Source organism: Chryseobacterium sp. 22532 (genome assembly GCF_052044665.1).
GTDB classification, from domain to species: Bacteria; Bacteroidota; Bacteroidia; order Flavobacteriales; family Weeksellaceae; genus Chryseobacterium; species Chryseobacterium lathyri.
In genome coordinates this window covers 225381-250175 of sequence record NZ_JBQENJ010000006.1, presented here as the reverse complement: position 1 = coordinate 250175, position 24795 = coordinate 225381, and the positions used below count along the sequence as shown (strand labels likewise).

Below are 24795 nucleotides of genomic sequence, written 5' to 3'. Positions count from 1 at the left end.
GAATGATAAGATGTATATATGAACGGTAAAATAAGGTCAGTATTTTTTATTTGTCTGGGACTTCTTTTCGGAATGTCCGCGATGTATATCTACAATAACTTTATTGCAGACAAAAAGGGAAATACAGAGACTGTAAAAACAGAGGCTACAAGCTATGGAAGTGAATCTCCACATTCCCAAAGTAATAATGCAAACCATTCCTCGCAGCCTATTGACCGGCTCACAGAGGAGAAAACGGTCATTAATTATGTAAAGCAGAATCACAGACTTCCTGATTATTATATCACTAAAAATGAGGCTAGAAAACAGGGTTGGAATGCTTCAAAAGGTAACCTCTGCGATGTATTGCCAGGCAAGGCTATAGGCGGAGATAAGTTCGGAAACCGCGAAAAGAAACTTCCTCAGGGTGAAGAATATTATGAAGCTGATGTGAATTACAGCTGTGGAAACCGAAATGCAGACCGGATTATCTTTACGGAAAATGGTGATGTTTATCTGACTAAAAACCATTATAAAAGTTTTGAGAAGCAATAGTCTTTATGTTCTTATGACATCATTATTCTTAGCATTTTCATGCTCAGAAAAACAGCAGCCACCTGTAAGGAACAATAAACCTATAACCATACTGATTCAACCGTTCAAAGATATCAGCTCTGAAAATGTGAAGAAAACTTCTGAAGGAATCAGAAATGTCTACCCGAATGTGAAAATTCTTGAAGCAATTGATCTTCCTGAGAATGCATACTACAAAGACAGGAACCGCTACAGGGCAGATTCTATCATTAAATTTCTGAGCAGCAGAACAAAAGAAGGCTTTGTAACCATTGGATTAACCTCAAAAGATATAAGCGTTACCAAAGGTAAAATAAAAGACTATGGGATTATGGGACTCGGTTACAGACCAGGAAAAGCCTGTGTAGCTTCTCAATACAGACTCAACAGAAATAATACCGATCAACAGTTCTTTAAAATAGCCATTCATGAACTCGGACATACGCAGGGATTAAAACACTGTCCCGAAAAAACATGTTTTATGAGGGATGCAGAAGGAGGAAATCCTACCGATGAAGAAACAGATTTCTGCAATAAATGCAAAACATTTTTGATCAATAAAAACTGGAAATTTAATTCTATATGAAGACAATATATATCGATTTTACAGACATAGGAGACTATGAAGATTTTTATACCCAATTAAAGGAAAAAGTTAGTCTTCCAGAACATTTTGGAGATAATCTTGATGCTCTTTCCGACATTATTACCGGAGGATTGGAGCTGCCGCTTCACATTGAATTTGTGAATATGACGGTAGACCAGCTTGAGATCTTTGAAGATCTTCTGACAACTCTTGAAGATGCAGAAGATGAAACAGAAGATTTCAGCTTCACTTATTACCTCGAACAATATGAGGATGAAGAAGATGAAGATAATCCTGAAGATGAAGAATAATTCCAATTCAATAAAACAAAACTCGCAGAAAATCCTGCGAGTTTTTTGGTTATTTTTTTATTTTCACTTTTCAATCTGTTAAATAGAATCTACTGAAGAATAGATTCAAGGGGCTGATAAGGTTAAATGATCAGCTATGAATGATAATAAAAAAAGCATCCCTTTCGAAATGCTTTTTGTGATTTTATCTTCCAATAACTTCTGTGATTGGGTTTCCTATATTTCCACTCGGGAACTGAATTTTCAGTAATGATGAAACGGTAGGTGCAATATCCGTCATATTATAAGGTTTATTACTTTCTCCTTTCTGGATTCCCCATCCCATAAAGATCAATGGTATGTGTGCATCATAAGAATTCCATACGCTGTGGGTAGTTCCTGTTTTAGAATATGGAGGAAGCATGGAATCGTGAGAAATCAGCTGAATATCTCCGCTTCTCTGTCTGTTGATCCCGTTGATGATTCTCTGTTTGATAGGCTCCGGAATAGTAGCTTCCTGAACTTCATCCACAGAAACAGCATATAAAACAGTAGGATCTTTCTGAAGCTCTTTTATCGTAAAGTCTCTCAGGTCATCCAGTTCAATTTTATTATCCTGCATCAGCTTTCTGTCAAAATAGATCTGATAGTTGTCTACTGCATTAATAAGCTTATCGACTCCGAATTTATCCTTCAGCTTCTGATTGATATCTTTTTCCATTCCTTCACCAAAGAATCCTGTAGTAATTTTATGTTCTTTCAGGAATCCTACAGAATGAGCTCCACCGTGGTCAGCAGAAAGGAAAACAGTATACTCTCCTTTTCCTACTTTTGAATCCAGGTAGCTGAAAAACTGAGCCAGATCCTGGTCAAGTCTTAAATAAACATCTTCCACTTCGATAGAATTCGGACCGAATTTATGTCCTGCATAATCTGTAGAAGCCAGGTTGATCGCTAAAAAGTCGGTAATCTGATCACTTCCTAATTTTTCACCTTCCACAGAAGCTTCAGCCAATTTAAGCGTCAGCGTATTTCCGAAAGGCGTATAGCGGATATTATCTTTTTTAGCCTGGTAATCCTGTGCTAAATTACTGTAAGGGAAAACAGGAGTTTTTGCACTTCCTAACAGCCCTTCCCAAGAAGAATTGTCAGGAGAACTTTCTGTATACTGATTAATCGGGAGCAAAGTATTCCATCCGTTTGCCACTAATTTTTCAGGCAGGTTCTGCGAATTGAAAGATTTAACCCATTGAGGCAAATCGTTCATATACCATGTACTCGTAATAAAGCTTCCGGTACTGTCATCAAACCAGAAAGCTCCGTTCGGAGTATGTCCCGCTGGAAGAATGGAAGCACGGTCTTTTAACGAAACCCCGATCACTTTTCCCTGGAAATTGGTAGCCAGTCTCAATTCATCCGTTACGGTTGTAGACCAAAGGTTTTTTGGAGAATGGCTTCCTATTTTTGTATTGGTTGTTCCTACCGGCTGAACGTTTTCATCTGTTGTACAGTAAACATTTTTCCCTGTTTCTTTATCCGTCCAGTCATTTCCGGCAATACCATGAATCGCAGGTACAGAACCTGTATAGATGCTGGTATGTCCCAAAGCCGTAACAGTAGGTACATAGTTGATATGAACGTTATTTAAAGAATATCCGGTATTCAGGAGTCTTTTGAAACCGTCATTTCCGTATTTACTGTAAAAACGGTACAGATAATCCCACCTCATCTGATCTACCACTAATCCTACGACTAATTTGGGTCTTTCTAATTGAGAATTTTTGTTCTTCTGAGCATTGATTGTAATCACGGACAATAAAGCTGCTGCCGCAATTGAAATTTTCCTAAGCATCTAGTAAATTTTTGTTGACCACAAATTTACGGGTTTTGAAAGTTTTGGAGTGTGAAATTTTCTTTAAATTTGAGAACCGTCTATTAAACCAATAAGTGCAGAAATGATTTTAGGAGTATATTGGTATTTTAAATTCCCGGAAAATGTATACAGTTTCCAATTTTTCAGGTTTTTCAAAGGTTTTGGAGGGCATGCTGACAATCCGGCTGAGTTAGAAGCCCGGGTTTCAGTAGATCATCCCGAAAATCTCATCAAAAAACTGGGGGAATTGCATTTCCGTTTTAAAAGATTGTATTTAGATATTAAGATCAATGAAAGCCAATTATTGATTTCCACAGGCGATTATACTCTTTTTGATGAGCATTTTCAGTTTGTTTCGGAAATAGAACAGTTGCTGATTCATCACAATGCAGTTCTAACTGATCTGCCTTTTGAAGTAAAATCAAGCAGAAGGTTCAGTCCGGAAAGGAAAAATTTTGAAACTATAGAGCATAGTTTTCTGCAAATCACCGGTTCCGATTTCAAGAAAAACAATGCTGAAAACCTTTCTGTCAGGATTGATTGTAATTTGCCTTCAGCAAACAAAAAAGATCTGGTCAATGATTTGACCCGGATATGTACTGAAGAAAATATTCACGTGTTCTATTATTATCATTGCAATTTTAAACAGCATTCCAATCTGATGCTTTTTTTCTCCAACGGAAGACAGCTGGAAAATGCAGTTCAAAATGTCGATGTAAATACTTTTGGAAACAAAATGCATCAACTGGAACAGAAATATCAGCTTCACTTCGGGCATTTCGGAGGAATGGAATATTATCCGCGGAACGGTCCTTTTGTAGAACTGATTACTGACGAAGAATATATTTTAAATAAAAAATAAGCTATTACTATGATCAAATTCAAATACGTCATTTTATATGTTGAAGATGTGGAAAAATCAATGAATTTTTATCACCAAACATTTGATATGCCTATTAAATTCATCACTCCTGAAAAAGATTACGGAGAACTTCTTACAGGGGAAACGAGTCTTTCTTTTGCATCTATACGTCTGGCCAGTTCCAATATAAAACAAGGATTTCTGTTTTCCAAATCTGAAGAAAAACCTTTCGGAATTGAATTGGGTTTTACAACAGATAATGTTGAGAAACTGGTAGAAAAAGCAGTTAAAAACGGAGCCGTTCTTTATGAAGGTACTGCAGTAAAACCGTGGGGACAGAAAGTAGCCTATATCAAAGATCCTGATCATTATTTAGTAGAAATCTGTACAGAAATTCAATAAACCAATCACATTCCGCATTTCCATGGAAATAAAAAAATTAGAAAAACTGACTGAAAACCCTACCCTACACTGGGGACTTAACGGATACACCACAGATAAGATCTTATCCATTTCTTTTGTTGAATATGGCGGTTCTTTTGAATTTGTATTAAAAGAAAAATCTATGCCCTACTCTAAGATTTGGGAAACCCATTCGGATGAGCTTGAAGAACTTAATGAAATCATTGAAAAAGGACATTCTTTCGGAGCTTTTGAAGATAATGAACTGATAGGCTGGATCATCTGTGAGCACCGGACATGGAACAACAGCTTTTACATTGAGAATATTCTGATCAATGAAAAATTCAGAAGAAATGGAACCGGGGCGCAGCTGATCAAAAATGCTGTCCGGGAAGCCAGACATTTAAACTGCAGAATCATTGAACTTGAAACGCAAAATACCAATTATCCGGCCATACAGTTTTACAGAAGAATGGGCTTCAGCATCACAGGAATTAATACAAGACTCTATAAAAACCCGGAGGAAACTGCTGTTTTTATGACTTTAGATCTATAGGATGATGCAGTTTTACTCTGTTCATTAGTTTATATCGACAGAAACTATAAAACATATTGAAAATATTATTTTGTACCAAACAGTACAATAACATACCTTTGTCTCAGAAATAATCCCAATGGCAGGAAGACCTAAAATATTTGACGAACAAGAAGCTGTTGCAAAGGCAACTGAAGTTTTCAGAGACAAAGGCTATGATACAGCTTCTGCTGATGAGTTATTATGCGCTATGGGTATCGGGAAAGGCAGTTTTTATCTTGCTTTCAAAGGTGGAAAGCGGGAACTTTATATCCGGTCGATCACCCAGTTTTCAGAATATTTTTATCAAAAGCTTTCAGCCGGCATTGTCGAGTCTGAAGACAAAGTACAATTCATCAGACAGTTTTTCCTGAATCTTGCTGACGCTTCTGATTGCGATAAAGAACGTGGTTGCTATTTAGGAAATGCCTTGGTTCAGCTTTCTGAAAAAGATCTTGAAATAAAAAAAATAACAGTCCAATTGCTGAAAAAACTGCAGACACTGTTTGCAGAAACCATCAAAAATGCACAGGCAAACGGGCAAATCACTAGTACCGAAGATCCCGAAATGATCGGGTGGTACCTGAGCAATTTATGGAACGGGATTCATGTTACGAGAAGAATGGAAGGCTCACCGGAAATTCTTAAAAGCATTATTGAAATGAATCTTAAAATACTCAGCTAAAATTTTTTATTCAATTATGTACCATTTGGTACAATTTAAAATACCTATTAATTTAATACCAAAAATGTTATGAACATTACCAACAACACGATTTTAATTACTGGCGGAGGCTCAGGAATCGGATTAGAAATTGCAAAAGCACTGAGCACAACAAACAAAATTATTATTGCAGGAAGAAATAAAGAAAAGCTTGATGCAGCTGCAAAAGGTCTTGAAAATGTCTTTACTATTCAGGCAGATATTACCAATGAACAAGATGTAAACCATCTGATCGAGGAAATTAAAGTGAATTTCGGAGGGCTGAATATTCTGATCAACAATGCCGGATATGCCTATGCTTATACAATTTCTGATACATCAGACACGTATAGCAAGGCTGTTGCTGAATTTGAAACCAATTATTTTGCACCCATTCGTCTGACCGAAAAGTTACTTCCTTTACTGAAACAACAGGAAAACGCTGCAGTTGTGAATGTTTCTTCTATTGTAGCATTTGCTCCGGGTTCCCACGTTCCTACTTATTCCGATTCTAAAGCAGCACTCCATTCTTACACTAAAATATTAAGGCATGAGCTGGCAAAAGACACTTCTGTTAAAGTTTTTGAATTGATGCCACCTCTTGTTAATACAGATTTTTCAGCAGAAATCGGAGGTAGAGAGAATGGTATCCCTGCGTCAGAGGTAGCAGACAGCTTTGTAAATGCCCTTATTAATGATACTTACGAAATCCGTGTAGGAATTACTGAAGTTCTCTATAACAACTTTTTTGCAAATTCCGAAGGAGCTTTTAGCATGATGAACGCATAATTTTTAACGTACCGGTTATTCACTGCGGGAAAAGGAAAAACTTTCTCCCGCAGTTTTGTTACTATCCTTTCTACTTTTTCTTTTAATTTAAAACAATGCATTTAAATCACATCCCCGTGTATTAAAATTTTTATATCTTAGTAATCAACAAACTAAAATATTAACTGCTATGAAAAATCTAAAGAAATTAACAAGAAAAGAGTTGGGAATTATCAGCGGGGGTGATACTGCCTATGCATTGTGTGATATGGATGGAAACTGCCCTCCTACCAGCGGATCTTACTATTGCAGCAACGGAACCTGCTACAGATCTGACGGTGGTGGAAATCCTGGCGGTGGCTGCGATGAACCACAACGCTTATGTCAGCCTTGGGAAACCGGATGCGGATGCGTTTATTTTTAGAAAGAAATTATTGTTAGATAAATGAGGGGCGGTTTTTACCGCTCTTTTTTATTTAGAATTATTACTACCAGATTTGACTACGCGAAAAGCAGATTCGGATACAAATATCTTTTAACAATTATGGAATTTTGCTTCAACAAAAAAAAGTCAAAATGAAAATTATCGTAACAGGTTCATTAGGAAATATCAGCAAACCGCTGACAAAAGAATTGGTAGGCAGAGGACATTCTGTAACCGTTATCAGCAGAAGCAGTGAAAGACAACCCGAAATTGAGGCTTTAGGAGCAAAAGCCGCAATCGGATCCATGGAAGATGTTGATTTTTTAGCAGAAACCTTTAAAGGTGCAGATGTTGTGTATGCTATGGAGGCCTTGAATGCCAGCGTATTCTTTGATCATACTATTGATTTTATAGAGGCCAATATCCAGATCGCAAGAAACTACAAAGAGGCTTTTGAAAGATCAGACGTAAAGAATATTGTTCATTTAAGCAGTATCGGAGCACATATGAGTGAGGGAAACGGGATTCTTAGATCTCATTATAATGTAGAAAAAATACTGAATGAGCTTCCGGATGATGTTTCCATTAAATTTATGCGCCCGGTCGGGTTTTATTACAATATGTTCTCATTCATTCCTACAATCAAATCACAGGGCTTAATCATTCAAAATTATGGTGGAGATCAAAAAGAACCCTGGGTATCGCCACTGGATATTGCCAGTACCATTGTGGAAGAGATTGAAAAACCATTCAGCGGAAGAGAAATCCGTTATATTGCTAGCGAAGAAATCTCGCCCAACGAAATTGCCCAAACATTGGGTGAAGCTATTGGTAAAACAGATCTTAAATGGCTAACTGTTTCTGATGAAGACCTTCTAAAAGGTATGGTAAACGCAGGAATGAATCCGAAAACAGCTAAAGGTTTTGTAGAGATGAATACAGCAAGAGGAAATAGCGTTTTATACGAAGATTATTATCTGCACAAACCTGTTTTAGGAAAAGTAAAGCTGAAAGAATTTGCAAAAGAATTTGCAGCAGCTTATCATCAATAATAATTAATTTTGTGATATGAAGCAGCCCATCAGAATCAAAACAATCAGTGAATTTCACCAGTTCCGTGGCCTTGCAAAGCCTGAGCATCCGCTCATCAGTGTTGTAGATTACAGTACGATTAAGGATGATGCAAATGAAACTGAATTGAGCTGGATCCTTGACTTCTACTCTATTTCTGTTAAGCGAACATCTCTCACAAAGATAAAATATGGTCAGCAGCAGTATGATTTTGATGAAGGGTTTATGTTTTTCATGGCTCCGGGACAGGTTTTCAGCATTAAAAGAGATCCGGATTCAATTACAAAACATACGGGATGGATACTGCTCATTCATCCCGATTTTCTTTGGCACACTCCTTTGGCAAAGGCTATACAAAATTATGAATTCTTTGATTATTCCGTGAACGAAGCGTTGTTTCTATCCGAGAAAGAGGAAAATATCATTGATAATATTGTTCAGAATATTCACCAGGAATATCGTTCCAATATTGATACATTCAGTCAGAATATTATTATTTCACAGATTGAGACACTGCTCAATTATTCGGAACGTTTTTATCAGCGTCAATTTATTACCCGCAAAATTTCCAGCCATAAAATCCTGGATTCTCTGGAGACATTGCTTGCTGATTATTTCAACAGCGAAGATCTTATCACCAAAGGGCTACCAAGTGTGCAGCATATTGCTGATGAACTGAATGTATCTCCAGGTTATTTAACCGGTTTGCTAAAAGTTCTTACCGGCCAGAATACCCAACAGCACATCCACGAAAAACTGATCGGAAAGGCAAAAGAAAAATTATCCACCACCCAGCTGTCGATCAGTGAAATTGCTTATGAATTAGGTTTTGAGCACTCTCAATCATTCAGCAAGCTATTCAAAAGTAAAACCAGTCTTTCTCCCTTGGAATTCAGAAAGTCTTTTAGCTGATATTTTCATGCAATCTTTTTCCCATAATGATAATAAAAATGCATCTCGTAATATGTTATCTATAAGATACTACAATATCAGGATAAAATAATATATTAGTACGATGAAATATTTAGAAAAAATTCAGGGATTACTGCCTTTGGGATATTTATATCTTATCATTCTTGGACTTTTAAAGGAAAGTATTCTTTTTTATCAATTGGATGTAAATATTTTGAAATATTCATCGATCACGGATATCCTGATCAGCCCGCTTGCAGATATGACCTCGAGTCCTATTCTTATCATCGTGGTGATCTCTGTCATTCTTTTTTTCTTTATTATTCAGACTATTATCTTCAGAAACAGTCATACAAACTGGGGTAAGAAATTGCTGGGAAGCTACAAAATAGACAGTGAAGTTGATAAGAAAGGCCTTCGAAAAGTGATGATTCCAATATTTGGCTTACTGGTGGCAATAGAACTTCTCGCTTTATTTGTGGGTTTAGGTATCGGACAGGGCAACATCATCAAAAAAAGAATTGAAAGCCAGGATTTAAAATATAATTATAAAATAACTTCCGGCTCAGGAGCACCTGCAGATATTTATTTGATTGATATCAACAGTACATATTATTTTTATGTATCAAAGGGGAATAAAAACATCATCATTGCACCTGTCGGGAATATAGGAACCCTGGAAGTCATCAAAAAAAACTAATATGAGAAGTAAACCGATATCCGAATACACCGATGAAGAACTGATCAGTAATGAAAAAAAACTGAAGATACTTACTGTTATGCTTGGTGTATCAATAACTCTTCTTTTTCTTGCCTCTATGGCCCTGATGCTTAAGAAAGGCTTCAGCCCAATCATGATCATTCCCATCTGCTTATTCCCTTTAGTGGTCGTCAATATCATTAACTGGCAAAATCTCAAAAAAGAAAAGCAAAGAAGAAATCTACAGTAAATTTTAAAATTCAACATTTTGAAATCTGTAAAGTTCATTTTAAAAAGTGAAAGTACAGAGCCCTATAGCTGTATGAGGATTTTTTTATACAATAATCGATGCAGATGATTGAACTTAAAAGCAGAAAAAAATAACCTGCCATGAAGTAATAAATCTTCTCCATGAACTGTTATTATGATATGAAAAACATCCACTTTCTCCTGTTATTATTCCTTGCTGCAATTGGTATTTCAGCACAGAAAAGCAGTACAGAACAATCTTTTGAAACCTCTGATCATGTTAAGATCAGATATAAAGTTTCCGGAAAAGGAGAAGCCTGCATTTATGTTCCGGGAGGACCTGGGCAGGGATATCCGTCATTTGAACTTTTAGGTGGAAACAACCTTGAAAAAAACATGCAGATGGTTTATATGGATCAGCGGGGATCCGGTGAATCCGGGAAATCAGAGAATTATCACCTGGATGCAATGGTTCAGGATATTGAAGAACTGAGGCAACACCTGAAGCTTGATAAAGTTTTTCTATTGGCTCATTCTTTCGGAGGAATTATAGCGGTTAATTATGCAAAAAAATATCCTCAGCACACAAAGGGATTAATTTTGGCTAATATCACGCTTCATTTCCTCAATGATGAAACCCTGAAAGAGCAAATAGAATATGGAAACAGCCTTCTTCAACTGCAGAATAAAGCAATTCCCAGAGACAGTCTTTCCTCTGAACTATCAAAAATTAGTGCTGCCTTAAGAAAGAAAAGAATCGGATATAAATTCCTTACCGAAGATATTGAAACCATCAGACAAACCGATAAAATAGATTCTCTTCACCCAAGAATCATAGATTTTGGGATGGCTGTGATTTCAAAACCAAAAGAGTTTCCTGAATATTATACTGATTATGCACCGATCACAAAAGATATTCATGTTCCAGTCTTAGTTATCACTGGAAAAATGGACAAAGCCGTAGGAACCATGCATTATAAAACATTCCGGTTTCCAGATCAAAAGGTGGTTGCCATTGATGGGGGACATCTTTTGTATTATGAGAAAAATAGAGAATTTGTGAATGCAGTTTGGCATTTCATAAGCAAACACAAGTAATAAATGAGGAATTGGCCTCTGGAATAAAAAAGCCTCAGCGCGGCCTTCGGCCGCGCTGAGGCTTTATATAAAGCTTAAGTCAATTAAAACTTAAGATCTCCGTTTACCTCTCTCACCGCATTCGCCGCTTCGGCAAACTTCAACTGCTCATCTGCAGTAAGCGTTACATTTACAATTTTCTCTACTCCGTTTTTCCCGATAATAGCAGGAACACCTAAGCAGATATCATTTTGTCCGTATTCACCTTCAAGCATTAAAGAGCAAGGGATCATTTTCTTCTGGTCGCAAGCGATTGCCTGAACCATTACAGAAACTGCTGCACCTGGTGCATACCAAGCTGAAGTTCCTAACAATTTAGTCAATGTAGCCCCTCCTACTTTAGTTTCTTCAATTACATATTTTTGTTGCTCATCACTTAAGAATTCAGTTACAGGAACACCGTTTCTTGTAGCTTTGCTCAATAACGGAAGCATTCCTGTATCACTGTGTGCAGCGATTACCATACCGTCTACATCAGAGATAGGGCTTTCCAATGCTTCAGCCAATCTGTATTTGAATCTTGCAGAATCCAATGCACCACCCATTCCGATGATCTTGTGCTTAGGAAGACCTGAAGTTTTGTGTACCAGATAAGCCATAGTATCCATTGGGTTAGAAACTACGATGATAATAACTTCCGGAGAATTCTTTACTAAGTTTTCAGTAACTTCTTTCACAATACCGGCGTTGATACCAATCAGTTCCTCTCTTGTCATTCCAGGTTTTCTTGGAATACCTGAAGTGATTACTGCCACATGAGAACCTGCAGTTTTGCTGTAATCTCCTGTTGTTCCGGTAATTTTTGTATCGAATCCGTTAAGCGATGCAGTCTGCATCAAATCCATTGCTTTACCTTCAGCAAATCCTTCTTTAATGTCTACTAAAACTACTTCTGAACAGAAGTTTTTCATTGCGATGTATTCTGCACAGCTTGCTCCTACAGCGCCTGCACCTACTACAGTTACTTTCATATTGTATACTTTTTTTAAATTATTTTTTAGTTTAGTCTAAAAATTGAAACGCCCAAATTTAACAATTCCTGAAAATGTGGGCAATTTTTCAGGAATTTAATTAGGGTTCGTTGAAATTAATTGACGTTCAGTAAAAACGTATATAGCTTTTTTGCTCCCGAAAGGACCTCATTGTAATGTTCCTCGGTAACTTCAGTATCTAAAACCTCTTTGAAGTTCTTCCACATGGAGCCCGTATTTTCCTGGTAGCATCCGAAGAAATTGAAGGTCACCTCATCAAAACCCTCTGTTTTAGAAAGCTGTTTGGCGATTACATTTCCACCTAAAGTAGAACCTTCAATTACGTACATTGCTCCCAAAGCTTCATGTTCATTATTAAACTCAAGATTGTGGGAAGCATTCTGATTTTCCAGAGAAAGACTTTCAAGATCCTTTTCGATAAGAGAAAGCTTTTTCCTGTCGCTGAGCTGAAGTTTTTCGGAGTACTTATCGGAAAGACTTTTGAATATTTTATCTTCACTGTGAAGAAGCATAAGATAATTCGTATTGATGATCTTTTTGTAATCTTCTAAGGTAAAGGTTTTATTGAAAATTTTTTCAGAATTGAAAAGTTTCTCTGCTGCATCGTGATATTCCGCTGTATTTTGCTTAAGATATTCTGATACCATAAATAAGGATTTAAAGTTTCCCAAATTTAGGGTTTTTTAAACGTTAAAATAAAACAAGTTCCTCCTTTATTGCTCTCGTAATCCACATTTCCTCCGATACGCTTCATAATCCTGTGCACAATAGACAATCCTATCCCATTTCCTTTGAAGGTTTTAGCATTATCCATCCTGTTAAATATCTTGAACATTTTATGTTTTTCCTGTTCGGGAATTCCAATACCGTTATCTGAAATCCTGTACACGACAGTCCCGTTTTCTTCAGTTCCCCGGATTTCCACTTTCGGTTCTTCCTGATGAGAAGAATATTTCACTGCATTATTGATGATATTTAAAAATACCTGATGAAGCATCGTTTTATCCGAAAGTACATCGGGGCACTCCTTAATCGTGATTATACTTTTCGGGCTATCGAAGGTGATCTTTGCATTTTCCGATATCTTCTGGATCGTATTCAGAGGCTGCAGGCGTTCCAGTTCTATCTCGCTGTGTTTGGCGCGACTGAGCTGCAGTACATCATGCATCATTTCCGCCATATTGTCGATTTCTTCAACAATGGAATTCAGCTTATTTTTATTTTTTTCTGTTTTTTCAAAGTTAGAAAGCAACATCTGTGCATTCAGCTTCATCACGGTCAAAGGTGTCCCCAGATCATGAGAGATCGTGTAAGAAAAACTGTCAAGCTCTTCATTTACCTTTCTCAGCTCATTATTCAGCGCTTTGATCGCATTGTACTGCTTGTGCGAGGTTTCAAGGATCACATCGCGGACAGCCTGCACCGAAACGATATCTCTGGAATTCCATCTCTTTGAATTTCCTTTAATATTTTCTGTAAAAATCTGGAAAGAGGTTCTTGGTGAAACAACCTGTATTTCCTTACCGTCCTGCAGCAATACTTCTACTTTCTTCTCAGGATTTCCGGCCCAGTCGATATGTTCATCAAACTCTTTACGGAACCAGATCAGCATTTCCTTTTTATTTCTCTCAATAAAATAAATAATGATTCCGGCTGCATTTTCGTCCAGTCCCAGCTCCTTTCCATAATCTTTAAGGAAGCTTCTGCTCACAAAAATACTGTCAGCAGTATTCTCAAGAGCCCAATGTGCAATGGCATCAATAATCCTGTTTTCAGGAACCACTCCAACAGTCACTGTATTTCCTTCCGAAATAATAGCTAAACCGTCTGCCTCAGGCAGCTTTCTTATCTTTCCTTTATTGTCTGCTAGTGAATCAAAAAGATTATTATGTTTCAAAAACTCCGCTTTCAGCTGTGACGATTTTTCGTTCAGCTCCAGACGGTATTTCAGTTCATTTTTAGACTTGAACGAAGAATAGGCATTGGAAGCCAGAGCCGTAAAAATTCCCGCCTGTACCCTATCTTCAAGATCAATATGCTTTGCCTCCGAGTTCTGGCAGGTAACCAAACCCCAAAGATGATCCTCAATAATGATAGATACACTGAAACTGGAAGAAGCTCCGAAATTTTTTATGTACTGTCCATGAATAGGCGACATTCCTCTTGAAGCCACAAAAGTAAGATCAATATTTTCATCCGTTCTGCTTATCAGCGGAACCGTTTCAGCATATACATTACTGAATATTCTTTTTCTTTTCTTTAAATAAAGCTCTCTGGCCTGTCTTGGAATATCAGATTCAGGGTAATAAAGTCCCAGATAGCTCTCCATATTATCATTCCTTCTTTCTGCAATCACTTTTCCCGAGCCGTCCATCATAAATTTATAAACCATCATCCGGTCATAATTCACAATTTTAGAAAGCGTGCTTAGCAATTGCTCCCACAGCTCCTTTTCATTATCTATGACATAAAAATTGTCGTACTTATTAGAAATGCGCTTGTTGGGATTTTTCAGTACCGCCTCAAATTCAAGGAAAATATGTTTACCGCTTCTGAAAACGGAAAAATGATATTCCTTATCACCGATAAATACTTTATCGAAATGGGTCTCATTTTCTCTTCTTGTAAAGTCCTGCAGGGAAGTATAAAGATCGGAATCAATAACGGTCCGGAAGATTTCAGGAAAATCCATAAGGCCTCTTCCAAAAAGCAGCTCCGCATTTCCGACTTTAAATATATCCGTAATATTCCGGCTGAAAAAAGTGATGGATTGAGATTCTGCATCAATGCCAATCAGGTATCCAAAACTTTGTATATACCCAGGAATATGGATAGGTTCCTCATGACACTCTACAAAATTCATATATTTCTTTGATCTATCAAAGATAACGATTTTTTTAACGGCATATTACTTTGTGGTATTAAATCACGAAGTTCCTGAAACATCATTATTCCTATAATTAATAAGCTGAAACCTCCTGAATTCCAGCGCAAATACTCCCGCTTTTTTAATATAATAATGGACTTTATTCATAATATATTAAAAATTTTGAAACAAATCAAGTTAAATTTTCTGATCATGATTCATTGCATGAATTTCGGATTAACACCTGAAATAATTATGTTAATTAAGCAAAATTTATTAAATTTATATCACCAAACAATGAATACGTTTAAAAATTGTTGATTTTTTTCATATTATCGCCAATTAAATTCTCATTTAAATTCAAATAACACGACTATGAAAAAGTTCCCTTTAATAATCGTCATCTCTATTTGCATATTAGGAATCGGAGGAACCAGTTATAACGCCAGTATAAACGAAATTACAAAGGCTCAAAAAAATAGGATAATCGATACTCATCCTATGAATTGGAGTCAATGCCTTTCAAATTTCCGGAACTTTTAAATAATAATCCATTAACACAAATACTATGACCCTTTTTTCACCAAAAAAGAGAAGCCTGTTACTATGCATTTTACTGGCCGCTTTTTCAGCCAATGCACAGATTCAGGACTCACTCCGCCCCGATAAACAGGAAGAAGACCATGTGAAATACCCTGTACTTCAGATAAAAGGACTTTTTCAGGCACGCTATCTTGTAGGTATGGCCGAAGATGTCGATGTGAACGGCCTGCATCACACAGACGGATCAGGAACCAGCAACAATTTTATGCTCAAGTATATGAGGGTTCAGGTACGTGCACAAATCAGCAAAAGAACAGAAGTCGTAGCACTCGCCAATTTCGCTGACTTTAAAAACGACCCTAAAAGCAGGGTCCTTGAAAATGCTTACCTGAAATATACTTTCAACCCTAAGTTAGCATTTACTGTCGGTCAGTTCAGACCCTGGTTCGGAATTGAAGAAACGTATCCTATCGACATCATCAAATCTTTGGATTGGTCCAATCAGTATACAGAATTCGGGAAACTGGGCTGGACAAGCTTTCAGATCGGACTTTCTGCAACCGGACAGCTTCAACTGGGACAAATACCTTTCCAGTATGCTGTTTCAGTTGTTAATGGAAATGGAAAGAATCAGATCAATGACAACGATAACGGGAAGCAGTATTCTACGAGATTGGTTTTCGGTTTGTCTAAAAAATATAATTTCAATGTCGGCCTGAACGGTGGTGTCGGTGAAGTTTTAAGTAAAAAAGTATATGCAGTAGGAATTGACCTCAGCTCGCTGATCCAGTTTGATCCGAAATGGAGTCTGGACATGCAGTTGGAAGCCAAACAGGCAACCAATCATGTTCTTTACAACACGATCGATCCTGAGCTCAGACCTTCGAATCCTGACCAGTATCTGATCCGTGGCGCTTACTTCCTTCCGAATGTAAGATACGAGATCAATCACAAAAACCTCAGCGCCTTCGAGCTGTCATGCCGGTATGAATATCTGGATACCAATTTCAGGCTGAACTCCAATCCAAGACAGACCATTACACCTATGTTCGGACTGGAATTCCTGAAAAACTATGGTGCAAGAATCCAGCTGGGTGTACAGTTTGACCGTTACAGGCACCAGATAGAAAACACATCACAATACAATAATAATCTGTTCATTGTTCAGGTACAAAGTAGATTTTAACCGCTTAAAGATTTATAGATCATGAAAGAAATTAATATCAGAAATATCGCGATAACGTTTGCCGTTGCGCTGATCATATGGTTTATTCCCGCTCCGGAAGGTGTTGCCGAAAACGCATGGCATCTGTTTGCTATTTTTGCAGCAACCATATTAGGTATCATCCTTAAAGCAGCACCTATGGGCACCATGTGTATGATGGCCATTGCATTTACAGCACTTACACAGGTTGTAGCTCCCGGAGATGCAGGAAAATCCATCACAAAAGCACTTTCCGGATTCGGAGATAAAGTAATTTGGCTCATCGGGATCTCATTCTTTATTGCCAGAGGATTTATCAAAACCGGATTGGGAAACCGGATTGCATTTTTATTCATCAGAATATTCGGTAAAAGCTCATTGGGACTGGCTTATGGGCTTGGACTTGCAGATGTTTGTTTAGCCCCAGCCATTCCGAGTAACACTGCAAGAGGTGGCGGAATCATCTACCCGATTATGAAATCTATGGCTATTAGTTTCGATTCTGTTCCTGAAAAGCCGGAAACCCATAGAAAACTGGGCTCTTTCCTTACCCTGAACAGTTACTATATGAACCTCATCGCGTCATCTATGTTTCTTACCGGAACCGCGAGTAACCCGATGTGTCAGAAATTTGCAGCCAATTTAGGGATCAATATCACCTGGATGTCATGGGCTGCAGCTGGTTTTGTTCCGGGATTGGTTGCATTCTTTGTCGTTCCTTTAGTTTTATACAAATTATATCCGCCTGAATTGAAAAAAACAGGTGATGCCCCGAGAATGGCGGCTCAGAAATTAAAAGAAATGGGGCCTATTTCCAGAAATGAATGGCTCATGTTATTAGCATTCTTCATTCTTTTAGCACTTTGGATATTTGGAGGAGCATTGTCTATCGATGCTACTACAACAGCTTTCATTGGATTGACGATGTTGCTTCTTACTTCTGTATTGACCTGGGAAGATATCAAAGGTGAAAAAGGAGCATGGGACACAATTGTATGGTTCGCTGTTCTGGTGATGATGGCCAGTTCTTTAAATGAACTTGGTTTTATTGGCTGGTTCAGTGATTTGATCAAAGTAAAAATCGGTGGATTAAGCTGGCAGGTTGCCTTTCCGGTAATTATTGTCGTATACTTTTTCAGCCACTATATTTTTGCGAGTGCAACGGCTCACGTAGCTGCTATGTATGCAGCGTTATTGGGAGTTGGTGTTTCTCTAGGAATCCCGCCTATGCTATTGGCGATGATGCTTGGTTTCTTAGGCTCAATTTACGGGGTGCTTACCCATTACGGCCATGGTCCTGCTCCGGTATTCTACGGAAGCGGTTATGTCGAACTGAAAGCCTGGTGGCTGAGAGGTCTTGAAATCGGAATCGTGTTACTTATCATCTATATGGTAGTTGGAGGACTGTGGATGAAAGTTTTAGGATATTATTAATCATTAAATCAAAAATATGCTGTCAACCTTGTCAAGAAAAATGCTGATGTGCCTTACAGGATTATTCCTGAGCTTCTTTCTGTTGATCCATTTCTTGGGAAACCTCCAGCTGTTTCTTCCGCCGGAGCAGGCGCACTTACAGTTTAATGCCTATTCACATTTTCTGTCCGGAAATATTCTGATCAAAATGGTTTCGTACGTTCTGTATGCAAGTATTATTCTGCATGCTCTGGACGGACTGGTCATTACTTTAAAAAATAAAAAATCGGGAGGCAATTACCAGTCGGAAAGACGTGGAAGAGCAAGTAAATGGTATTCCCGTAATATGGGAATTCTGGGGACGCTGATTCTGATCTTTTTGGTGATCCACTTCCAGAATTTCTGGTACGTCTACAAATTTGGAAACCCACCACTGGATGACAATGGAAATAAAGACCTGTACATTCTGGTAGTAACGGTTTTCAAAGAATGGTGGTACGTTATCATTTACGTAGTATCAATGGGAGCTTTATGCTATCACCTCATTCATGGGATTCACAGCGCGGCCAGAACACTGGGATTATACCATCCTAAGTTTGTAAAATGGTTCAAAACTGCCGGAATTGTCTATTCAGTAATTATCAGCGTAGGTTTTGCGCTGATGCCGGTTTACGTATTCTTTGCCCATTAAAAAGAAAAGTTATGATCTTAAATTCAAAAATACCTCAAGGCCCATTGGAACAAAAATGGGACAATTATAAAAAGAAAGCTAAGCTCGTCAATCCTGCTAACCGTAAAAAATTGGATATTATTGTTGTGGGAACCGGACTTGCAGGAAGCTCAGTAGCTGCTTCTCTGGGTGAGATGGGATACAATGTGAAATCATTCTGTTTCCAGGACAGCCCGAGAAGAGCCCATTCTGTAGCCGCACAAGGCGGCGTGAATGCCGCTAAAAACTATAAAAATGATGGTGACAGCGTCTACAGAATGTTTGTAGATACGCTGAAAGGAGGAGATTTCAGAGCCCGCGAAGCCAATGTTTACCGCATGGCAGAATGTTCTTTAAACCTCATCGATCAGGCCGTAGCGCAGGGCGTGCCGTTCGGACGTGAATATGGTGGTTATCTCAACAATCGTTCATTCGGTGGCGTTCAGGTGAGCCGGACATTTTATGCAAGGGGACAAACCGGGCAGCAGCTGCTTCTGGGGGCCTATCAGGCACTGATGAGACAGGTTGGAAAAGGTACCGTGCAACTGTATTCCAGACATGAAATGCTTGATCTGGTCGTGATTGATGGCAAAGCAAGGGGAATTATTGTCAGAAATTTAGATACCGGGGAAATTGAAAGACATGCTGCCCATGCAGTAGTTCTTACAACCGGAGGTTATGGAAAAATTTATTATCTCTCAACCTTAGCTATGGGCTGTAACGGTTCTGCGATCTGGCGGGCTCACAAAAAAGGAGCTTTAATGGCTTCCCCGAGCTGGATTCAGGTACATCCTACTTCCCTTCCGCAATCGGGAGATTATCAGTCTAAATTAACCCTAATGTCAGAATCATTGCGTAATGACGGAAGAATCTGGGTTCCTTCAAAAGCTGATGAAACCAGACCGCCCAATGATATTCCGGAAAACGAAAGAGATTATTATCTGGAACGCCGGTATCCTGCTTTTGGAAACCTGGCTCCGAGAGATATTTCTTCCCGTGCTGCCAAAGAAAGAATTGACACCGGTTTTGGAATCGGGCCCTTGAAAAATGCTGTTTATCTTGATTTTTCCAAAGCGATACGAGAACAGGGAAAAGAAAAGATTCAGGAGAAATATGGCAATTTATTCGATATGTACCTTAAAATTACAGGGTACAATGCCTATAATGAACCGATGATGATCTCTCCTTCTGCTCACTTTTCAATGGGTGGGCTTTGGGTAGATTATGAGCTGATGACCACTATTCCCGGATTGTTTGCTTTGGGAGAAGCTAATTTTGCGGATCACGGGGCCAACAGACTGGGAGCCAATTCATTGCTGCAGGCTTCTGTGGACGGCTATTTTATTGCGCCTTATACCATTGCCAATTATCTGGCCGATGAGATTCATACCGGAAAAATTTCACCTGATGCTCCTGAGTTTGATGTGGCAGAAAAAACGGTGAAAGAACAGATCCAGGGTTTCATGGATATTAAAGGAACCAAAACAGTTGATTATTTCCATAAAACTTTGGGGAAACTTTTATATGATTACTGCGGTCTGGCCAGAAATGAAGATGGTTTGAAATACGCGATAGAAGAAATCAGGAAATTAAAACAGGAATTTTACAGAGATGTCCGGGTTTCCGGACAGGATAATCAAATGAATTCAGAACTAGAAAAAGCAGGACGTGTAGCCGATTATTTCGAGATCGGTGAGCTCATGTGCTATGATGCTTTAACCCGGAATGAGTCCTGTGGTGCCCACTTCCGCGAAGAATTTCAAACTCCGGACGGAGAAGCGTTAAGAAATGATACCGAATATCAGTTTATCTCAGCATGGGCATGGAAAGGCGAAAGTGCCGAACCGGAACTAATTAAAGAACCGTTGATATTTGAAGAAATACAGCCGACAGTAAGAAGCTACAAATAAAAAACAGAAATTATGGATTTACATCTTAAGATATGGAGACAGAAAGACAGAAAGAGCGAAGGGAAACTGGTCAGTTATGACCTGAAAGAACTGAATCCCCATATGTCTTTCCTGGAAATGCTGGATACTTTAAATGAAAAGCTCATTACGGAAGGCGACGAACCTGTAGAATTCGATCACGACTGCCGTGAAGGGATCTGCGGACAGTGCGGTATGATGATCAACGGAATTGCCCATGGTCCTTTAAAAAATACAACGACCTGTCAGCTTCACTTACGGTCTTTTAAAGATGGTGAAACTATTTTAATCGAACCTTTCCGGGCAAAAGCTTTCCCGGTGAAGAAAGACCTTAAAGTAGACCGATCGGCTTTTGACAGGATTATTTCTTCAGGCGGATTTGTATCGGTGAATACGGGTCAGGCTCCTGATGCAACAGCTATAGCGGTGACTCACCAAACGGCTGAGGAAGCGTTCGATTCTGCAGCCTGTATCGGGTGTGGTGCATGTGTAGCCACCTGCAAAAACGGAAGTGCTGCCTTATTCACTTCGGCAAAAATCACCCACATGGTCCTTCTCCCTCAGGGTAAGGAGGAAAGGAACGAACGTGTCCTGAGTATGGTTACCCAGATGGATCATGAACTTTTCGGGCATTGCTCCAATACGGAAGCCTGTGAAGTGGAATGTCCTCAGGGAATTTCTGTGCTGAATATCGCCCGGATGAATTATGAGTATGGAAGAGCATTGTTTTTTAAGAAAAGGAATAAATAAAAGGACATAAAAGTAAGCGGAGGAAGCAAATTGCCAATCCGCTTTTTTCTATTTTACCTGAGTTCCGGTTATTAATTTTTCATCATTCTAAATTTCCGGGATCGTTATTTTTTTAGGATCGTTTTCGTTGTACAGAATTTCCACAGTTCCCTGTTTTGGAACAGAAGAAAGATCAAGAAGCCGTACAATCTTTTTGTAAACTGCCATGTGTTCAATATCTTTAAAATCTTTAAATCTAACTTGAAACATGATTTGGGGCTGATCATTCACCGTTAATCCGGTTTGACTGACACTGATGATTTCTGCCTGGGCACTTCTCCCGGCAAACAGGATCTGCTCTTCTTTTTTATTCCTTATAAATTTTCCAACGATCAGCTTATATACCAAAAGGGTTAAAATAAACATGACCCCGCTGAAAATAATTGGATGCATAAAGGTAAGGAACCTCCAGCCGAAATCAAATGATTCCCTGAGGTAAAAATAAGCGTACAAACCTATGACATAAACGATCATAAAAATCACAAATAAGATCCTCAAGATCATATTTTTAACTTTAAATTTAGTCTGTGCTCCACTTAGAATAAAATAAGGCTCTTTCGATGGATCAGGATTCAGAAGTATCTTAACCATTTTTCCGACGTCAAATCTTTTTTCCTGGGGTTTTGTATCATAGAACATCATTTCGTGCCGGATCAGTGTATTGCGGAGATTCTGAAAAGAAAGTACAATATGGATGAGATTGATATTGGTTCTGGGATTATATTTTACAAGCTTATAGTCTGTAATTTCCGCTTCCCTCGGAAGTCCGTTCTGCAAAATATAGCTGATAGTATTTTTTTCCTTAAAGGTTTTAATAAGAAGATTGTTGATCAGAAAAGCTAAGACATACAGCCATATTAACAAAGAAAAACCGAGATATACATAGCTCACTGCCAATGTATTTCTCGGTTCCGTTGTTATTTCCGAAGTCGTCATATAAATAAAGATCGGAAATGGTATGCAGAAAAAAAGCATATAAAGCGTCCAGAAAATGATCATAAATTTCATAACTGTTTATTTTGCGGTGCGATATAAAGTTATGATATTATTCTTTAATGGGCTTTTCTCTTTTTAAACTTCTTTATCGAAGTAAAGTCTGTAGTATTTTCCTTTGTCATCTTCTCCCATTTCTAGCTTCTGCCTGTCACCGTGAATATAGATATGGAAGTTCTTGTCCAGTTTGATAATACTTTTGAAATGACGCTGGGTTTTCTTTACTGCTGCTTCACTGATCGGGAATTCTTCAGCAATATTCACCTGCATATCCTGTTCATAATCGGTCTTGAAGTTCACGAAACTTTCAATGACGTGCTGGTCTCCCAATACTTCATTGGCAAAATCATCCAGCTTAAATTCTTCTTTTTCCTTGAAGAAATTGATGGATTTATTGAGGAAATCTGCCTGGTCTGCTTTGGAAACTTCAAATTCCTGCGGAAGTTGCTTGGTGATATAATCTTTGTACACCATCAAAGCTTCCTGGGTATGAAAATATTCGTCGTCACGCTGTTTTACTTTCAGGAAATCTTCGAACCAATAGTACATATCTCCGTTTTTGTTATTATCAACTACAGAAAGTACATATCCGGTCTCTTTATTATTGTTATAGATCAAAGCTGCCTTATCAATTTTAGACAAACCGATTCCCTGGTCTTTTTCAATATCAAATGTTTCTTCCTTAGGCGAAATTTTCAGGAAAGATTCTCTCTTTTCGGTTTTAAAGATCCCGATCTTATCTACTTTATCCGGACGGTCACTTTCTTCCTCGAAAAGTACAATAAACAGCTCCCCACCCTGAACTCTTGGATTTTCAGCCGCTTCAAAAAGATGTTTTGCAATATTTTCAGATTCCCAAAGAAATTTGGCCTTGTCTTCAAAGATCTCGGACACTGAACTGTATACCGGATTATTGACCAAATACGTGTCACTGTAAAAATTGAAGGTTTCTTCTGATTTAAAAGAACCTAAAAAGTAATCTTCAAGCAATTCTGCCATTCCTTCTTCCAGCTTCAGCTCTTCCTGAGACAGCGTTAAAGATTCTCCGTTGATTTTATTTCCTACTCTGTGTACTATAATTTTTGAAAACATGTCCTGAATAATTTGGAGTGCAAAGATATTCATTCTATTCTTTCCATCATACAAATAAAATAATCCCAAAAACCAAAAATTGATATTACATTAAGTTTTGTCAACTGATAAACTAAGACTAAAAAATCTGCTCCATCTGCAAAATCTGTGAGAGATAAAAAATTAAAATATCAACTGTTTATGTTTCCCGCAGATTTTGCAGATGAAGCAGATAATTAAATCATAAATAAGTTCCTTCATTTCGTTTTGATAAAAACCTTATCATTTTGACATGTTTTTTAAGATCGAATATTTTTATTAAAATTAAATAATTATTTGATTTTCAATTGATTAAATAAAAATCACTTTCGAAGGAATGCCATTCGCTTCATTATTTTAAAAATATATAATATGGACTTAAATACCTTAAACCGCATCGACAAGCTAAGAAGATTAAAAAGCAGAGGTCCGAAAACTCCGAAATGGCTGAAACCTTACCATATGCTATTCATGGCTTTCCTGACCATTTTCATCTTTGGAGCCATCATTAAAGTCTTAGAACAAAATCATTAATCATATGAACTATTCAGAAGCTGTCCGGGAAATTTCAAAAATTATCCCTGACTTTGAAAACGAACTTACGAAAACGATGCCCCAGAACTCGTACAGTGTGATTCGTACTTTCACAGAACGCATCAAAAATATGGTCCGACAGGATGACAGGAGTATTCTATTTAAAAGTCTTCAGAAAATGGACAAAATTTATACAGAAGGAGATATTGCATTAAAAAACGCAGTAGAAGGAATTTTCATTTATTCTCTGGACAATTTTACAGCTTTCTGCACCCTAGAATATAGAAAAGTGATCTTTAGTCACATTTCAAAAGATTTACAGCAAAGCTATTCAAGACAGATTTACAATCATGGCACATAAATTTTGTTACATATTTCATGTGTTTCATTACAAAAGCATTTTTTATTCAAAAATTAAAACCATTCAAAATCAATACGTTATGAAAACAAAAATCAGAAAAATTTCAGACTGGAAAACATTGAAAACCACGACTAACAGACACAATGCAGAGGTATTGGCTACTCACATCGCAGTGATTATAGGAGTTTTTATTTTTGCTGCCATGCTGTAAATTTTGGTATACATTTCGCTGAAAGATAAGTACTGAAAA

The 24795-nt window shown here is 37.9% G+C and carries 28 protein-coding genes; 22 read left to right on the top strand and 6 right to left on the bottom strand.

Translation table 11 applies throughout. From position 1 onward, the window contains the following. The first annotated feature begins 18 nt into the window (after positions 1-18). From ACTJIV_RS17380 to ACTJIV_RS17370, 3 genes are read left to right on the top strand one after another with little or no spacing between them, the layout of a single operon-like run. Positions 19-534: a ribonuclease domain-containing protein gene (locus ACTJIV_RS17380; RefSeq protein WP_440628920.1), complete on the top strand. Its 516-nt coding sequence runs from the start codon at positions 19-21 to the stop codon at positions 532-534. Between the two features lie 13 nt (positions 535-547). Further along, positions 548-1138 carry a matrixin family metalloprotease gene (locus ACTJIV_RS17375; RefSeq protein ID WP_440628918.1) on the top strand — a complete coding sequence of 197 codons (591 nt, stop codon included), beginning with the start codon at positions 548-550 and terminating at the stop codon, positions 1136-1138. Then, the gene (locus tag ACTJIV_RS17370; RefSeq protein WP_336378782.1) at positions 1135-1449 is read left to right on the top strand and encodes a barstar family protein; all 315 of its coding nucleotides are present in this window, start codon (positions 1135-1137) and stop codon (positions 1447-1449) included. Before ACTJIV_RS17375 ends, ACTJIV_RS17370 begins: the two co-directional genes overlap by 4 nt. A gap of 184 nt (positions 1450-1633) precedes the next feature. Here the strand turns inward: ACTJIV_RS17370 and pafA are convergent, their stop codons facing one another. Further along, entirely contained in the window at positions 1634-3280 is a 1647-nt protein-coding gene (gene pafA / locus ACTJIV_RS17365; RefSeq protein WP_223559959.1) for an alkaline phosphatase PafA, read from the bottom strand. A 103-nt stretch (positions 3281-3383) separates the two neighbouring features. On the opposite strand from pafA, the gene ACTJIV_RS17360 reads away from it, so the two are divergent. The 11 genes from ACTJIV_RS17360 (at position 3384) to ACTJIV_RS17310 (ending at position 11064) form a co-directional block, all read left to right on the top strand. Beyond that, the gene (locus tag ACTJIV_RS17360; protein ID WP_440628915.1) at positions 3384-4163 is read left to right on the top strand and encodes a hypothetical protein; all 780 of its coding nucleotides are present in this window, start codon (positions 3384-3386) and stop codon (positions 4161-4163) included. Between the two features lie 9 nt (positions 4164-4172). Then, on the top strand, positions 4173-4565 hold the full coding sequence (locus ACTJIV_RS17355; RefSeq protein WP_440628913.1) for a VOC family protein: 393 nt from the start codon (positions 4173-4175) through the stop codon (positions 4563-4565). Between the two features lie 22 nt (positions 4566-4587). Then, positions 4588-5121 (top strand): GNAT family N-acetyltransferase, encoded by a 534-nt coding sequence (locus ACTJIV_RS17350; protein WP_111956757.1) that lies wholly within the window; start codon positions 4588-4590, stop codon positions 5119-5121. 118 nt (positions 5122-5239) lie between these two features. Then, a complete protein-coding gene (locus ACTJIV_RS17345) occupies positions 5240-5824 on the top strand; it encodes a TetR/AcrR family transcriptional regulator (RefSeq protein WP_440628911.1) in 585 nt (194 codons plus the stop codon). A gap of 69 nt (positions 5825-5893) precedes the next feature. Then, positions 5894-6631, top strand: a complete 738-nt coding sequence (locus ACTJIV_RS17340) for an SDR family oxidoreductase (protein ID WP_440628909.1) — start codon at positions 5894-5896, stop codon at positions 6629-6631. 169 nt (positions 6632-6800) lie between these two features. After that, the gene (locus ACTJIV_RS17335; protein ID WP_111956751.1) at positions 6801-7034 is read left to right on the top strand and encodes a bacteriocin-like protein; all 234 of its coding nucleotides are present in this window, start codon (positions 6801-6803) and stop codon (positions 7032-7034) included. Positions 7035-7186: 152 nt separating this feature from the next. Beyond that, on the top strand, positions 7187-8086 hold the full coding sequence (locus ACTJIV_RS17330) for an NmrA family NAD(P)-binding protein (RefSeq protein ID WP_440628906.1): 900 nt from the start codon (positions 7187-7189) through the stop codon (positions 8084-8086). A gap of 16 nt (positions 8087-8102) precedes the next feature. Further along, complete coding sequence (locus ACTJIV_RS17325) at positions 8103-9017, top strand: helix-turn-helix domain-containing protein (protein WP_440628904.1); 915 nt, start codon at positions 8103-8105, stop codon at positions 9015-9017. Positions 9018-9120: 103 nt separating this feature from the next. Beyond that, complete coding sequence (locus ACTJIV_RS17320) at positions 9121-9717, top strand: hypothetical protein (RefSeq protein ID WP_440628902.1); 597 nt, start codon at positions 9121-9123, stop codon at positions 9715-9717. Position 9718: 1 nt separating this feature from the next. Continuing rightward, positions 9719-9967, top strand: coding sequence for a redox-active disulfide protein 2 (locus tag ACTJIV_RS17315; RefSeq protein WP_111956743.1), 249 nt, complete (start codon positions 9719-9721; stop codon positions 9965-9967). 161 nt (positions 9968-10128) lie between these two features. Next, positions 10129-11064, top strand: a complete 936-nt coding sequence (locus ACTJIV_RS17310; RefSeq protein WP_440628900.1) for an alpha/beta fold hydrolase — start codon at positions 10129-10131, stop codon at positions 11062-11064. 83 nt (positions 11065-11147) lie between these two features. Here ACTJIV_RS17310 and ACTJIV_RS17305 read toward each other — a convergent pair whose 3' ends face one another. The 3 genes from ACTJIV_RS17305 to ACTJIV_RS17295 form a co-directional block, all read right to left on the bottom strand. Continuing rightward, a complete protein-coding gene (locus ACTJIV_RS17305; RefSeq protein WP_111956739.1) occupies positions 11148-12074 on the bottom strand; it encodes a malate dehydrogenase in 927 nt (308 codons plus the stop codon). A gap of 116 nt (positions 12075-12190) precedes the next feature. Further along, positions 12191-12742: a biliverdin-producing heme oxygenase gene (locus ACTJIV_RS17300; protein WP_111956910.1), complete on the bottom strand. Its 552-nt coding sequence runs from the start codon at positions 12740-12742 to the stop codon at positions 12191-12193. 26 nt (positions 12743-12768) lie between these two features. Next, entirely contained in the window at positions 12769-14958 is a 2190-nt protein-coding gene (locus ACTJIV_RS17295; RefSeq protein ID WP_440628897.1) for an ATP-binding protein, read from the bottom strand. Positions 14959-15529: 571 nt separating this feature from the next. Between ACTJIV_RS17295 and ACTJIV_RS17290 the strand changes: the two genes are divergently transcribed. From ACTJIV_RS17290 to ACTJIV_RS17270, 5 genes are read left to right on the top strand one after another with little or no spacing between them, the layout of a single operon-like run. Next, positions 15530-16690, top strand: a complete 1161-nt coding sequence (locus tag ACTJIV_RS17290; protein WP_111956735.1) for a porin — start codon at positions 15530-15532, stop codon at positions 16688-16690. A gap of 21 nt (positions 16691-16711) precedes the next feature. Then, positions 16712-18142, top strand: a complete 1431-nt coding sequence (locus tag ACTJIV_RS17285) for an anion permease (RefSeq protein ID WP_223559973.1) — start codon at positions 16712-16714, stop codon at positions 18140-18142. Between the two features lie 16 nt (positions 18143-18158). Beyond that, a complete protein-coding gene (locus ACTJIV_RS17280; RefSeq protein WP_440628895.1) occupies positions 18159-18812 on the top strand; it encodes a succinate dehydrogenase cytochrome b subunit in 654 nt (217 codons plus the stop codon). 11 nt (positions 18813-18823) lie between these two features. After that, positions 18824-20740 carry a fumarate reductase/succinate dehydrogenase flavoprotein subunit gene (locus ACTJIV_RS17275; RefSeq protein ID WP_440628893.1) on the top strand — a complete coding sequence of 639 codons (1917 nt, stop codon included), beginning with the start codon at positions 18824-18826 and terminating at the stop codon, positions 20738-20740. 12 nt (positions 20741-20752) lie between these two features. Further along, the gene (locus ACTJIV_RS17270) at positions 20753-21508 is read left to right on the top strand and encodes a succinate dehydrogenase/fumarate reductase iron-sulfur subunit (RefSeq protein WP_440628891.1); all 756 of its coding nucleotides are present in this window, start codon (positions 20753-20755) and stop codon (positions 21506-21508) included. Positions 21509-21595: 87 nt separating this feature from the next. Here the strand turns inward: ACTJIV_RS17270 and ACTJIV_RS17265 are convergent, their stop codons facing one another. Then, positions 21596-22555, bottom strand: a complete 960-nt coding sequence (locus ACTJIV_RS17265; RefSeq protein WP_440628889.1) for a hypothetical protein — start codon at positions 22553-22555, stop codon at positions 21596-21598. A 63-nt stretch (positions 22556-22618) separates the two neighbouring features. Further along, positions 22619-23632 (bottom strand): nucleoid-associated protein, encoded by a 1014-nt coding sequence (locus ACTJIV_RS17260; protein WP_111956908.1) that lies wholly within the window; start codon positions 23630-23632, stop codon positions 22619-22621. Between the two features lie 390 nt (positions 23633-24022). On the opposite strand from ACTJIV_RS17260, the gene ACTJIV_RS17255 reads away from it, so the two are divergent. From ACTJIV_RS17255 to ACTJIV_RS17245, 3 genes are all read left to right on the top strand, one after another. Beyond that, entirely contained in the window at positions 24023-24184 is a 162-nt protein-coding gene (locus tag ACTJIV_RS17255) for a hypothetical protein (protein WP_223559978.1), read from the top strand. 4 nt (positions 24185-24188) lie between these two features. After that, complete coding sequence (locus ACTJIV_RS17250; protein WP_223559979.1) at positions 24189-24545, top strand: DUF7674 family protein; 357 nt, start codon at positions 24189-24191, stop codon at positions 24543-24545. Between the two features lie 79 nt (positions 24546-24624). After that, positions 24625-24756 carry a hypothetical protein gene (locus ACTJIV_RS17245; RefSeq protein ID WP_262510831.1) on the top strand — a complete coding sequence of 44 codons (132 nt, stop codon included), beginning with the start codon at positions 24625-24627 and terminating at the stop codon, positions 24754-24756. The last annotated feature ends 39 nt before the right edge of the window (positions 24757-24795 follow it).